14 protein-coding genes are annotated in these 13018 nt (G+C 34.0%); 7 read left to right on the top strand and 7 right to left on the bottom strand.

Annotated features, from left to right (window positions below; translation table 11 throughout):
• Positions 1-153: 153 nt before the first annotated feature.
• Positions 154-996 carry a hypothetical protein gene (locus MY533_RS06065; protein ID WP_248718382.1) on the bottom strand — a complete coding sequence of 281 codons (843 nt, stop codon included), beginning with the start codon at positions 994-996 and terminating at the stop codon, positions 154-156.
• Between the two features lie 262 nt (positions 997-1258).
• Here MY533_RS06065 and MY533_RS06060 point away from each other — a divergent pair, with 262 nt between their 5' ends.
• Entirely contained in the window at positions 1259-1567 is a 309-nt protein-coding gene (locus MY533_RS06060; protein ID WP_132364798.1) for a hypothetical protein, read from the top strand.
• Positions 1568-1800: 233 nt separating this feature from the next.
• Here MY533_RS06060 and MY533_RS06055 read toward each other — a convergent pair whose 3' ends face one another.
• The 5 genes from MY533_RS06055 to MY533_RS06035 all read right to left on the bottom strand — a co-directional run bounded on the left by MY533_RS06055 (position 1801) and on the right by MY533_RS06035 (position 5845).
• The gene (locus MY533_RS06055) at positions 1801-3318 is read right to left on the bottom strand and encodes a sensor histidine kinase (RefSeq protein WP_305884001.1); all 1518 of its coding nucleotides are present in this window, start codon (positions 3316-3318) and stop codon (positions 1801-1803) included.
• On the bottom strand, positions 3302-4003 hold the full coding sequence (locus tag MY533_RS06050) for a response regulator transcription factor (RefSeq protein ID WP_248718381.1): 702 nt from the start codon (positions 4001-4003) through the stop codon (positions 3302-3304). The genes MY533_RS06055 and MY533_RS06050 overlap by 17 nt, the downstream gene beginning before the upstream one ends.
• Positions 4004-4104: 101 nt before the next feature.
• Positions 4105-4698 (bottom strand): DedA family protein, encoded by a 594-nt coding sequence (locus tag MY533_RS06045; RefSeq protein ID WP_248718380.1) that lies wholly within the window; start codon positions 4696-4698, stop codon positions 4105-4107.
• Positions 4698-5270: a class I SAM-dependent methyltransferase gene (locus tag MY533_RS06040; RefSeq protein ID WP_132364804.1), complete on the bottom strand. Its 573-nt coding sequence runs from the start codon at positions 5268-5270 to the stop codon at positions 4698-4700. The genes MY533_RS06045 and MY533_RS06040 overlap by 1 nt, the downstream gene beginning before the upstream one ends.
• Before the next feature lie 377 nt (positions 5271-5647).
• Entirely contained in the window at positions 5648-5845 is a 198-nt protein-coding gene (locus MY533_RS06035) for a hypothetical protein (RefSeq protein ID WP_248718379.1), read from the bottom strand.
• A 119-nt stretch (positions 5846-5964) separates the two neighbouring features.
• Between MY533_RS06035 and MY533_RS06030 the strand changes: the two genes are divergently transcribed.
• The 4 genes from MY533_RS06030 (at position 5965) to MY533_RS06015 (ending at position 9670) form a co-directional block, all read left to right on the top strand.
• On the top strand, positions 5965-6207 hold the full coding sequence (locus tag MY533_RS06030) for a hypothetical protein (protein ID WP_132364808.1): 243 nt from the start codon (positions 5965-5967) through the stop codon (positions 6205-6207).
• Positions 6208-6876: 669 nt separating this feature from the next.
• The gene (locus tag MY533_RS06025) at positions 6877-7776 is read left to right on the top strand and encodes a hypothetical protein (protein WP_248718378.1); all 900 of its coding nucleotides are present in this window, start codon (positions 6877-6879) and stop codon (positions 7774-7776) included.
• A 212-nt stretch (positions 7777-7988) separates the two neighbouring features.
• On the top strand, positions 7989-8876 hold the full coding sequence (locus MY533_RS06020; protein ID WP_248719158.1) for an ABC transporter ATP-binding protein: 888 nt from the start codon (positions 7989-7991) through the stop codon (positions 8874-8876).
• Entirely contained in the window at positions 8873-9670 is a 798-nt protein-coding gene (locus tag MY533_RS06015; protein ID WP_248718377.1) for an ABC transporter permease subunit, read from the top strand. Before MY533_RS06020 ends, MY533_RS06015 begins: the two co-directional genes overlap by 4 nt.
• Positions 9671-9724: 54 nt before the next feature.
• Here the strand turns inward: MY533_RS06015 and MY533_RS06010 are convergent, their stop codons facing one another.
• On the bottom strand, positions 9725-10267 hold the full coding sequence (locus MY533_RS06010) for a TetR/AcrR family transcriptional regulator (RefSeq protein ID WP_248718376.1): 543 nt from the start codon (positions 10265-10267) through the stop codon (positions 9725-9727).
• 574 nt (positions 10268-10841) lie between these two features.
• On the opposite strand from MY533_RS06010, the gene MY533_RS06005 reads away from it, so the two are divergent.
• Together MY533_RS06005 and MY533_RS06000 are read left to right on the top strand one after the other, a co-directional pair.
• A complete protein-coding gene (locus MY533_RS06005; RefSeq protein ID WP_248718375.1) occupies positions 10842-11570 on the top strand; it encodes an ABC transporter ATP-binding protein in 729 nt (242 codons plus the stop codon).
• The gene (locus MY533_RS06000) at positions 11567-12583 is read left to right on the top strand and encodes an ABC transporter permease (protein WP_248718374.1); all 1017 of its coding nucleotides are present in this window, start codon (positions 11567-11569) and stop codon (positions 12581-12583) included. Before MY533_RS06005 ends, MY533_RS06000 begins: the two co-directional genes overlap by 4 nt.
• Positions 12584-13018 lie beyond the last annotated feature (435 nt).

Genomic DNA, 13018 nt, shown 5'->3' with positions numbered 1-13018 from the left:
CAGAATGATTAACTTGTCTAGCGTTTTTAGCGATAAGACCATTTAGAACATCTTAGTCGCTCTAAAGTTTCATAAACATAACAGTCCGTTCCCGGAACAATTTGGTGATACTATACAGCTCATTTAAGAAACTGACCGTTATTAAGATTTCTATTATTTTCTTTTGTTCTCCAGCCTTTTAGTTAAATCATTAAAGTCTTGGATTACTTCATGCATGACTGATTTTTTAACTAACGAAATTCCCTTTTGAATCGATTTAGATGCTTCATCAAATTTATTGGCTTTAATTTGGGCATCTGCAAGGCAATACCAATAAAACCAGGCATCCATTTCTGAAATTTTTTCTTTATAAAACTTTTCGATGATCGGATAGTATTGAGAATATAATTCTTCGTTATAGACCAACTTTTCACCATTCCATTTTAGTACATCCACTAAATAGCTATCACCAATATACATTTGCCAAACTGCTAGACCAACTTTTTGTACACCATTTACAAAGTCTATTTTATGATAAGAAACTTCAGCAATCTTTTCGAATGAGTTATTGATCCATTGGAACACTTCCAGATTGCTGCCCATCGCCGCTCCAATTGTCACACCAAATAAATACTCTTTTGTGCCATCACCAGTAATATCTACCAAACCAGAAAAATCCAAATCGACGCCTTGCATTTTAGTTTCCCAAAACTTTCGCCAATCTGTATTGTGTTTTTTTAGCACTATTAACCCAAACTGAGAAGGCGATGGTTGATTTATTGCTTTAACTTTAAACGTAAATATTATTTCTTTTTGTCCATCGTGATCAAAGTCATAGAGTTGAATTGGGCGTTTAGAGGAAGGGTTTTCAGGGCTTATAAGGGACGCATTCGATGGCATAAATCTGTTTACAATTTTCATTAAGTCTTCTTTCTGGTTCTCGTTAGCGTGAGCAAATAGTGGTCTAAAGCAAACTGCAAAAAGTAGCAATAATGTAAATAGCATTATTTTCTTCATCAATATGACCCCTTTTATAGCCAGATATAACTTCTAGTATTGACGTAATTAGAGAAGAAATTCTTGAATGAACTTCTATGATGACGAAGTACAATCAATTGCGTTAAACTATTTAATGACGATTGATGTATGCACATCCATTTCTTTGAGGATTCTCTATCCATCATTTTTGGGATTCTATCCATCAATTTAAATGTTCTATCCACGATTTAGAAATGCTATCCATCACTGTTTACATCATGATATAAAAAAGGAGATATAAATGGACTTATTTATCGCAAGTAATCGTCAACTACCTATCCGTTATTACGTCAATGAAGCAATTTGGATTCGTCGCGGTTGCTTAAGTTTACATCAATTAACACTACCTTTTTTTGTAGAAGTAGAAATGAAAGACCCACTTCATATATTGAAAATTTTAGAATATATTCAAGAAGTCCAACAACAATATCGCTACACAGAAATTCAAATTGTTACGAAGGACAATAATATTTTTATGCACTTGCAAAAGAGCCTCCCTGACTCTAATACCAATCATATTCTCACTATTGAGCAACTAATTCGCCCATGAAGAAAGGTAGCATTTTACCATTAAATATACCATCACCAAAACTTGGGGTTGATTTCCGTTCCGACTGGGCGCTTTCCTGGGGGCGTTCGATGAGCCGCTTCGCTGCAGGGTCTCATCTGAAACGCTGATCCCCGAGGAGTCGCCCAGTCTCCACTACAATCAACTATTTGCATAGTAAACGTTTTAACAAAAGTCCGTAACTTTTGGTGATGAATTAAATGCTACCTTACTATTTATAAAGCTGTAACAGGAAGTTCGATGATAAATTGCAACATACCATCTGTATACTTCGCGCCAATTTTACCCCCATGTAGTTCTACAATGCTTTTAGCAATAGCAAGACCAAGCCCCGAACCTTCCGCTACACTTGTTCTAGATTGATCTTTTTTATAAAATCGCTCAAATAAGCTCGTTAGCTCTTCGGATGTAAATTCATCACTGTCATTAGCGACACAGATTTGAACATTACTTTCTTTTCTTTCAAGAGAAACAAAAATCTCGCCATTACCTGTACTATATTTAATGGCATTCATTAATAAATTATCAAAAACCCTGACAATTTTTTCAGAATCTACTGTAGCGAAGATCCGCTCCTCCGAGAAATTTTTAATAAATATACGATGGTTTTCCTCCGCTTGCGGAATCAACTCCTCAGTTAACTGATCGAGAAGTTCGTTCATACATACCTCTTGCTTCCCAAGGATTATGCTTTCATTCGTTAGCTTCGTATATTCAAATAGATCATCAATTAAGTTTTTTAACTGTTCGGATTTGGTGAAAGCAATCTTTAAATATTCATCAGACTGCTCCTTCGTATCGTACCTCTCTTCTCTTAACAATCGTAAGTAACCCATAATCGAAGTAAGTGGTGTTCGTAGGTCATGCGAGACATTAGTAATCAATTCATTCTTTTGTTTTTCAATCCTTCGTTCCATTTCTATATTGGTCATAATTGCTTCAGCCATATGATTGACATTCTCTGTTAACAAAGCTATTTCATCTATGCCCTTTTTCTCAATTCGATAGGTTAAATCTCCTTTTGCGATTTCCTTAACCCCCTCAGCCAATGCCTCAATTTGTTTCATTTTTCGTTTTGTTATGTATAAGAATGAAAATGTAAAAACAACAATTGCACTAAATAATGGGATAAGGCCCTCATTCGAACTTGCGATAACCATCCCTTCAGGAATACCGCTGACAAACAAATATAAATTTTTATCTTCTATAGTTAAAGGATAAAATGCAATGAATTCTTGCCTCAATTGCTCGATTGCTGGTACCTCATAATTATTGAGTGGATGGTTAATCGCAAAGTCCATTACATTCCGAATCTTATTATGCAAATTGATTTGTTTCTCTTCCACTTGCTTTGTTTTGTATAAAACCTTTCCGTTCTCATCGGTAACGATTACTTTTAATGCACTTTGTTCCATTTCAAATTTATCATTTTCTAATTCAATCATTTGCTGTAATGCTTCTAAACTATTTTCATTGCTGGCTAGATCTGCGGCACGCTGCGCTTGATCATTTATTTCCTGCATCCCTTGACTATAATCAATCTTAACTGCCGGGTTGATATTCAAAGCAAACGAAAGCGCGGCTTTTGCTCCAAGTAAACCTAAAAATGCACAAAGAATAAAAGTCGTCAATAATTGAATTCTAATGCTTCGCCGAACTTTTGTTATAGCAGTTACAATGAACATTTTTAGTTTTTTTAATAAGAAAAGTATTGGCTTAATGATCTTTCTCAATTTTATAACCTACTCCCCATACTGTTTTAATATATTGAGGATTTCTTGGCATTGTCTCAATTCTTTCTCGAATTTTTCGTATATGTACCATTACCGTGTTTTCAGACTGTATAGCCTCTTCCTTCCAAACCTTTTCATAAATTTGCTCAGCACTCATTACAATGCCTTGATTTCTTGCAAGTAATTCAAGAATTGAAAATTCCCTTGGCGTAAGCTTCACTTTTTCATTGTTAACGATTACTTCATGTGTATCGGTATTAATTCGCATATCACCAATCTCTATCTCATTTTCGTTCAGCATCTCTAGTCGATTCATTTTGATATATCTACGAAGCTGAGATTTTATGCGCGCAATTAGCTCTAAAGGGTTAAAGGGCTTTATTACATAATCATCCGCTCCTAATGTTAATCCAACGATTTTATCCATGTCCTGAGACTTTGCTGACAGCATAATAATTGGCATCTCAGCTATTTCCCTTACCTTCATACACATTTCGATGCCATCCACTTTTGGCATCATAATATCTAGGACAATTAAATGTACTTGATGCTTCTTTAAAAGACTTAAGCCTTCCTCTCCATCACTTGCTTCAAGAACATCATAGCCCTCATTTTTTAAATAAATTGCAATAAGATTTCTAATCTCTTTTTCATCATCAACTATCAGTATTGTTTCTTGACTCATCTAATCCCACCAATTTCATGCAATATATTTCCTACTAATATTTACAGTTCCTAATTTTAACTATTTTTTTATTTTTCGTATATAAAAATAATAAAAATGTCTTACAATACCGTCTTTAATTTTCGTCGATAAAAATAATAAATACAGCCTATAATACCTACGAAAGCGCCAAAATATAAACCGTATTTTGTTGCTAGTATGGAAATGTGTTCAATGTGTTTTCCAAAGAACAAACCAAGTGTAAAGTATATAAATGTCCAAACAAAGCCTGCTGAGTAGTAATACAAAGCGTATTTTTTAAATGACATGTTGTTCATACCTACTAAGTATGGAATTATATGTCTCACAATTGGTATGAAATAGCTTATAACTAAAGCGAAATGACCATATCTATCTAATAGTTCTTTTGACTTTAATAAATACTTAGCTTTATTCTTTTTCACCAATTTATCAAGTATTTTATGGCCAAACACTTTACCAAGGATAAATCCTAAGGAAAGTCCTGAAACTGCACCAAGATAAGTTATGACAAAAGCTGTTAACACGCTCATTTTTTCTAACGAAGACATAAAGCCACCACTCATCACGATCATCTCATCTGGGAGTGGCATACCCACGATTCCTAGCCATAAGCTGAAAAACAAAGCAAAATAACCATATTGTTCGATATACGATAAAAGATCTTGTAGCCCCATTAACTAGCCCTCACATTTCCAAGTTTGCAGCTTAGCACATAGGCAGGTGGCAAATTAATCCATACTTTTTCATGTGAAATATCCTCAAAGTATTTTTGGATAAAGGACTTCCTAACAAGTGAATATTGGAATGTAATAAATTTACCGTCCTTTAAACAATCTTTTACATTCCGTAAAATACGTGAGGAAACGGCCGGATTCAAAGATGTAAAAGGTAATCCAGATACAACATAGTCAATTTTTTCGATATTTAATGCAGACATGTACATGCATAAATCCTCAGCCGACCCATGGATAACGATTACACTGGGCTCAAGTTCATATTGTTTACGTAGCTTTTCACAAAAAATTTCATTATTCTCAATCAGAATTAACTTTGTTGACTGCTCTTTTCTTTTCATTATTTCTCTCGTAAATGAACCTGTACCCGGACCTAGTTCAACAATACATTGGGCATTGTTAAAACGAATTGTTTCGACCATTTTTCTGGCTAGTTTTTTTGAACTAGGTGAAATCGCACCTATAGTTTTTGGATGCTTTATAAATTCAGTAAGGAACGTTATTAGTTGCATAATTTTTCTCCCCGATCATGAGTAATTATTAGATGCTTTTACTATAAAAGGTATTTCTTAAAGAATTGCGAGGAGATTTCTTAAGTTTTTCTTAAGAGTTCACATTATTTACCTTTTTTATATTGGGATAACTATCACGAAATCTATGTTTTCATGTTCTTTATGTAGAGTGATTTTTTTATCGTATTCTCATGTGGGGTACGGGGCATTTTTAACTTGGCACTTGGGTTACCAAAAAATATTCGGACGGGGTATATGTGGAATCTGAAAACTTTAGATTATGTAGGAGAAAAATAATAAACAATGTTGGATGTTTTTATTTTCAATACTACATCCACTCTTTGATGGTTTGTAAATACACTTGACCTTGTACTCTATCAAGAAGGCTTTGCACGTCTAATAGCCTCCTCGATAATTGGATCACTGACACCCTGCTGTCTTAGGTAGTGTAGCCTCGATACCCTATTGTACTGTTTTATCCCAATAACCATTTTTGCTGGCATTTCTTTGATGACATTAACCATCCGGTGGTATTCTATAATCATTGCGTCTAGCTTGTCTTGCGTTAATAGCATAGGTTTGCCCTCCTTTTAGGGTATATAATAATGTTGTAAGCACCTTCTAGCGTGTGACGAAGCTGTGGCTTTTTTATGTTATCATTTATAAAATATACATAACGAGGTGATTAACGGATATGTTTTTGGACATATTTCCGGGTATATACTTTATCGGAAGACTGCTTTGTTTTATTCCGCCTATATTATTATTACCTGCAATAATGGCGGTTTGTGTAGCAATTTATAAAGCCTTACTCGGAAAAATATTACCGATTAAGATTTATCATTTATTACTTGGACCGATTGCGCTGCTTGGATTCTTTATTTGGGCTATTCCGATGGATATGGGATTTTATGAGTTTTTTAAAGAAATATTATAATCGCTCTAGTTTAATCTTCAAATTGTTCATGAGTTTGATAGTGTCTGCAAACGCTGCGACTTTTTATTTTTTATTTAATTTCCAAGTCCTTCAACTATACAAAACTACAATTACAACATAGTTATAGTAGTGTTAAGCATATTCGCTTAGCGATCCCTCAACGTGTTCACTCCTGTAATTACTTTTTAGCCATTTCTTTTTAAGAGATGGCTCTTTTTCGTTTTGACCAATCTTTCCTGTGATTTCAATATCTATTGCAATCGACGCAACACTCACTTTACTAGTGTTAAGCCGTTAAGCTATCTTGTGTATTGGATGCCCTCTATTCAAACGTATTTTCACTTATTACAGCTTACTAGAATGTGCTAACTTTGATTAAATCTTTGTTTTCAGTGACTACAAAATTAATAGCTTCAATGATACTAATGCTTTTCTCGGGGCGTCCTATGTCCCACTTCGCAGCAGTGTTCCATAGGAATTCCCTTCTAAACTATATACTTCAACATTTCTCCCATTTTATACAACTTAAATTTCTGTTAAGAGTCAGAAAAGGTTTTCAGGTCATTAGTTCTATTGATTATTTCTTACACAAAATAGTCATACAATTGCTTCCAGTAGAATAGAAACCTATATAGGGTTATTCGGAAAAATAAAGTGGGGTGTAAAAGGATGCTTAAACTAAATGATGCAAAAGAAATGGTACTCGGAATTGTGCAACATGACCCATTGTTTGTCGAAATACAAAATACGCCTTTAGAAGAAATACTTTATAATGACAACTATTTAGCGCATATTGAAGAATCAAATCATTATTCCATTGCAGAAGTCGCAGGTTGGTTTGAAATTACGGATGCGATGCTTCGCTATTACATTAAACCATTTGAACAGTATATTTTTGATAATGCTTCGAATAGCCCAAACACCAATATTCGTTTGAATCTTCCTGCCATCTTAAGACTTCGTATGATTTTACTGCTAAAAGATAAACACCGCGTCAGAGGCTTAAAACTTTTACTAGGGATTGATGACAACGGTCAAATCTTTAGACATCAAATAACTGCGACAACTATGGGCACTGACGATTTAGCGAATAAAGTTGATATTCTTGGAAATGTTCTACAACAAATGATACAAACAGGACTTTTCAATATTACGCCAAACGAAGAACATGGCTCCTTACAAGTAACGATCAATCAAGACTTTCTCGCACAAAACATTCAATTAGTATCCTCGGAATCGGAGCTTCAAGTAGAAGAGATTCAAAAAGAAACAGTTGAACTTAAACAAGAAAATGAAAATCTACAAAAACAAATTTCAGAACTGCAAGAGCGTAGCGTAAAGGATATTGTTCAAAAAATTCGTGAGCGTCATATCGAAAATGAAATTGTGTCAACATTACGGACAGAAGCATTACAGCAATTTGTGATGGAAAATAAGGCAGGCTTTTTCAGAAAAACTTTTCGATCCTCTCAAATTGAGATGGAAAAGGAACAATTTGTGTTGGGTTATATTTCGAAGCACTTAGAAGAACGTTTAGAAGTAGCACTGAATGATTATTATGGAGAATAAATATCTTCAAATTAATATTCCATGTAAAATTAACATCACTATACAGAGGACATGAAGGAAGTCTTATTAAAGAAGCCATTCATGTTCTTTTTTTATATCGCATTAGCCATTTGGCCCTCACTGATTAGAGTTTCACTTTATAGCAATTTATTTTTTAAAAATAAGCATTATAATCATTATAAAGAACAGTCGAAGAGGTGAAATGTATGGCTATGATCGAAGTCAATAATTTAACTAAAAAATTTGGAGATTTTTATAGTGTACAAAATGTGGACTTACAAATCGAAAAAGGCGAAGTGTTCGGTTTTTTAGGTCCCAATGGTGCCGGTAAATCTACAACAATTCGGCATTTAATGGGTTTCTTACAGCCTACAGAAGGACAGTGTTTTATTAAAGGGTTGGATTGTCGCCAATCTACAGCTGAAATTCAAACTTTTGTAGGCTATTTACCTGGTGAAATTGCTTTTATTGATAAAATGACTGGACAACAATTTATTAAATTTATTGCCCAAATGCGAGGGTTAAAAGATTTGACAAGAGCTCATGAACTCATGCAATATTTTGAATTAAATGCCACTGGACTTATTAAGAAAATGTCAAAAGGTATGAAGCAAAAAGTAGGTCTCATTTGCGCATTTATGCATAACCCTGAGATAGTCATTCTAGATGAACCGACAAGTGGATTAGATCCTCTTATACAAACAAAGTTTATCGAGTTTATTTTAGCTGAAAAAGAAAAAGGCACAACCATATTCATGTCCTCTCATATGATTGAAGAAATTGAAAAAACTTGTGACCGTGTAGCGATCCTTAATGCAGGGAAAATTGTTGCAACAGAAACTATTGCTGACTTAAAAAAGCGAAAATCTAAAAATTTTTTAATAGAATTTCAAAGTGAGCAAGAGCTATCTCGTTTCTTAGGAGAGCAACTTAAAATTGAACAAATCGGTCCAACACAAGCCATTATAAAAGTTCAAGGTAATGTCCAAACATTACTTCATACATTAGCAGACTATAAAATTAATGACCTCGATATCATTTCACAATCACTTGAAGATATATTCATGCATTACTACGAAAGCGGAGGAAAAGAATCATGAACTTTACTTTGCTTAAACATGAGATGCTAGCTACGATTAAACTTTTTAGTATTATTCTCGCTGTATTAATGCTCTATATCATTAGTATCGTCTATATGTATAACCCTGAGATGAGCCATACTCTTAATAAACTTACCGAAACAATGCCAGAATTGATGTCAGCATTTGGTATGAGTAACATAGGTAATTCGTTAATTGAATTTCTATCTACCTATTTGTATGGATTTTTATTACTAGTTTTACCGTTAGTTTTCATTATTATGCTGGCAAATAAATTAGTAATAGGCTATATCGATAATGGTTCTATGGCATACTTAATTGCAACACCGAATACACGTTTTAAAATTGTCTTCACGCAAGCATTTTTTTTGGTTGCTAGTATTTTGGTACTGCTCGTCGCAACAACTTTAATAGCTATCATCTTTTCAGGTATTCTATTTCCAAATGAATTGGATTTAAGTGCTTTCTTGACATTAAATATCGGTCTTTTTTTCTTACATTTTGCCATTAGTGGCTACTGCTTTTTAATATCCTGTAGTAGTAAGGATTTAAGAACCTCTTACGCGTATAGTACAGGAATTCCTATTCTTTTTTATTTAATTCAAGCACTTAGTAATATGGGCGGTTCTTTAGAAAAGCTTAAGTACTTCACGATTTACTCATTGTTTACACCTGAAAAATTAATGACTCAAGATAGCTCGTCTTTTTGGATGCTAGGGGCATTGTTTTTAATCGGGCTGCTATGCTATATGCTGGCAATTCGTGTTTTTGTTAAACGTGATTTATATTTATAATGCAAACATCTGCTTGCTTTCTTGGAGCAAGCAGATTCTTGTATAACTTTATTGTTACAAAGATGCCAAATCACCAAGGAATCGCAATAACCGAAAATGAATCATTGCTAAATCCTCTACGTTTAAATCATCTCCATTATCTAACCACTCTTGAATAACACCTAAAATCGCGGATGTTAAAAAAGCTTCAAAATATGGTTGAAACTCTGGATCAAGTCCTTCTTCTCGAATAACAGAGATTCTGTCCAAAATATGATTACTAAAAACTGTCTTCATCCTCTTACTAAAAGCTGGGCTCCCCTGCTCCCCCAGAATTACTCGAAAGGCTTTATCATGCTCTTTAATATATTTAAACACTGCTATAAATGGCTGATAAAGTTGACCTATTTTTATCGTTTGAAAAGCATATTCCTGCAAATCCTCCATTACTTCATATTTATCCTTATAGTGTAAATAAAAAGTTCCTCGATTAATGTTAGCAGTAATAGCAAGTTTTTTTACTGTTATTCGTTCAAACCCTACTTCCTCTATTTGTATAAGTAATGCATTTTTTATAGCTCGTTTGGTTTCAAAATTCATAATATCGTGAATAGACATTTAGACCCCCCATTGTATTTTCACTTTATTCTGATTAGTATTTAGCGGTTTCGATCAATAATGCCTAGGCATAATTACATCTGGAATCGGCTTTGTGCTTATGCCGGCGGTAGCGGTAACGAACCACAGGTCAGTTAGCCGTTATCGCAAAGATGCGATGATTTTAGGCTAAACCTTTATTTACGCCTTTCCGATTCTGTGACATCCTCCGGAGGCTATAACTTCTTTCAGCTGATGTTAATCTGTCGCTACGCTTTCGGTCCAAAAGACATTAGCTGAAAGTAGTTACTCGTTACCTCAATGACACAACAAGGTCAAATAGGTTTTATATTCCAATTTTACCTTATATATCGGCATTTCATATTATTTATTTCCATCAATCTAATTTAGTAAAATGGTTATTTATGAATGGCTTACTATTTAGTATGTCATTTTGATTTCATTTAGCTTAAAAATGTTGATCTCCATCGAAAATCACTTAACACTTTTTAGTTATCTGTTTATTGTAATTCCTAATACACTGCCTTAAAATTTCAAGTATCAACACTGTGTTCAGTAAAGGAGAGATGGATATATGGGAAACAATGCAATTTCATTAAACTCCATTGAAAAAAATTTTCAGCAAAAACAAGTAATTGCCCCACTTTCGTTAGAAATACCAAAGGGAGAACTTATTGGCTTACTTGGTCCTTCAGGCTGTGGGAAAACGACGTTAATTAAAATGATTATGGGAATGATTAAACCCGATAATGGCAGTATTCAAGTATTAAATTATACTGTCCCTCATAAACATTTACTGACGGATATCGGCTATATGGCACAATCTGATGCGCTATATTTAGATTTAACCGGTGAAGAGAACCTTCATTTCTTTGCTAAGCTTTATCGATTATCAAAAAAAGAGCGTGAGGAGCGTGTCAGTTATGCTGCAACACTTGTTCATTTAACGGATGATTTAAATAGGAAGGTGCTGAATTATTCTGGTGGAATGAAACGAAGATTATCCCTTGCAATTGCCCTTATCCAAAACCCGAAGCTGTTGATTTTAGATGAGCCAACGGTTGGTATTGATCCCGTATTGAAAAAGGAAATTTGGCAGGAGTTAATTCGTTTGAAAAACGATGAGCATAAAACAATTTTAGTAACGACACATGCAATGGATGAAGCTGAGCGCTGTGATCAGTTGGCAATGCTGCGCAATGGTCATATCATTGCGCATGGAACACCACATGATCTGAAAGCTCATTATCAGGCAAAAGACTTTGATGAAGTGTTTTTAAAGGCTGGAGGTGAAGCACTATGAGAATCGGTGCAATTGTGACAAGAATTATGCAGCAAATGATCCGGGATAAACGTACACTCGCCTTATTATTTTTTGCCCCTCTTCTTGTGCTTTCGTTAATGTATTTTGTTTTTAATAGTAACGAACCTGACATGACAGTAGTCGTATCAAATGGTTCTGCATCCATCATTGAAGAGCTTGAAGCAGCGGATTTTCATGTTATCGAAAAAAATGATTTTTCTATTGCCGATTTAAAAGAAGAAAAATATGATGGCTGGTTAGCTTTTCATCAAACGCAATTGAAGCTCACATTATTAAATGATGATCCGTCTACAGCCAAGGCTTTAAAAATGAAACTCTCTCAAGTTTTGCAGCCAGAACAATCTGCAATGATGAAGTTGAAGACTGAGTATGTATTTGGCGATGAAAATACCGCTATTTTTGATATTTTTAGCCCGATGTTGACAGGCTTCTTTGTGTTCTTTTTCGTCTTTTTAATTACAGGTATAGCGTTGTTAAAAGAACGAACTTCAGGGACATTGGAACGCTTACTGGCGACACCGATTAAACGTTCTGAAATTGTTGCTGGTTATATGCTTGGTTATGGATTGTTTGCATTTATTCAAACGGCTATTATTGTTCTATTCGGGGTTTATGTCCTTGATATCGTACACGTTGGCTCCATCTGGCTTGTGCTACTAATCAATATTATCGTTGCACTTGTATCATTATCATTAGGAGCTCTTTTATCAAGTTTTGCTGCATCAGAGTTTCAAATGATGCAATTTATTCCGCTAGTCATTGTACCGCAAATTTTCTTTTCAGGTATTTTCCCACTTGATAATATGGTGGAGTGGCTGCAAAATATCGGGCGTATTATGCCGCTATACTATGCCGCTGACGCTTTGAACGGCGTTATGTATAAAGGATATTCCTTTAGTGAAATTCTAGTGGATTTAGTGATCCTTGCTTGCTTCGCTCTAGTATTTATTACATTAAATATTATTAGTTTAAAAAAATATCGATCCTTATAATCAAAGGGTATTAGTACAAAAAACTACCTCTAAAAAGAAGTAGCTGAATTGACGAATTTACTAAAACGACGCCTTTTATTTTGAGCTAATTTAATTCGTATTCCTTAATCCCTAGATGCTTTTATCTAGGGGTTATTTAATTAAAAAAGAATCTCCAATTATTATTCTTATAACAAAAGTAACAGCATACATGAAAGCTCCTACTGAAAATAAACCCAGAAAAAAATAACCAATTAGTTTTAAATTATCTTTTATTGCCCCTAACAAATCATTTAGAAATCGTTGCATAGATTTCACTCCGTTCAATAGTAAAAATAAAATAATTTCTATCAATCAAACTTATTTATCTAATCTAGTATTTACGCTCTTAATTGTAACACAGTAAAATATTATTTATAAAAATAAACAAGTAATAAATATAATACCTTTATCGGT

This window comes from Lysinibacillus sp. Ag94, assembly GCF_023242215.1.
In the GTDB taxonomy this organism is placed as follows: Bacteria; Bacillota; Bacilli; order Bacillales_A; family Planococcaceae; genus Lysinibacillus.
Note: the sequence above shows the minus strand (reverse complement) of the source record. Positions and strands in the feature narration are given on the sequence as shown.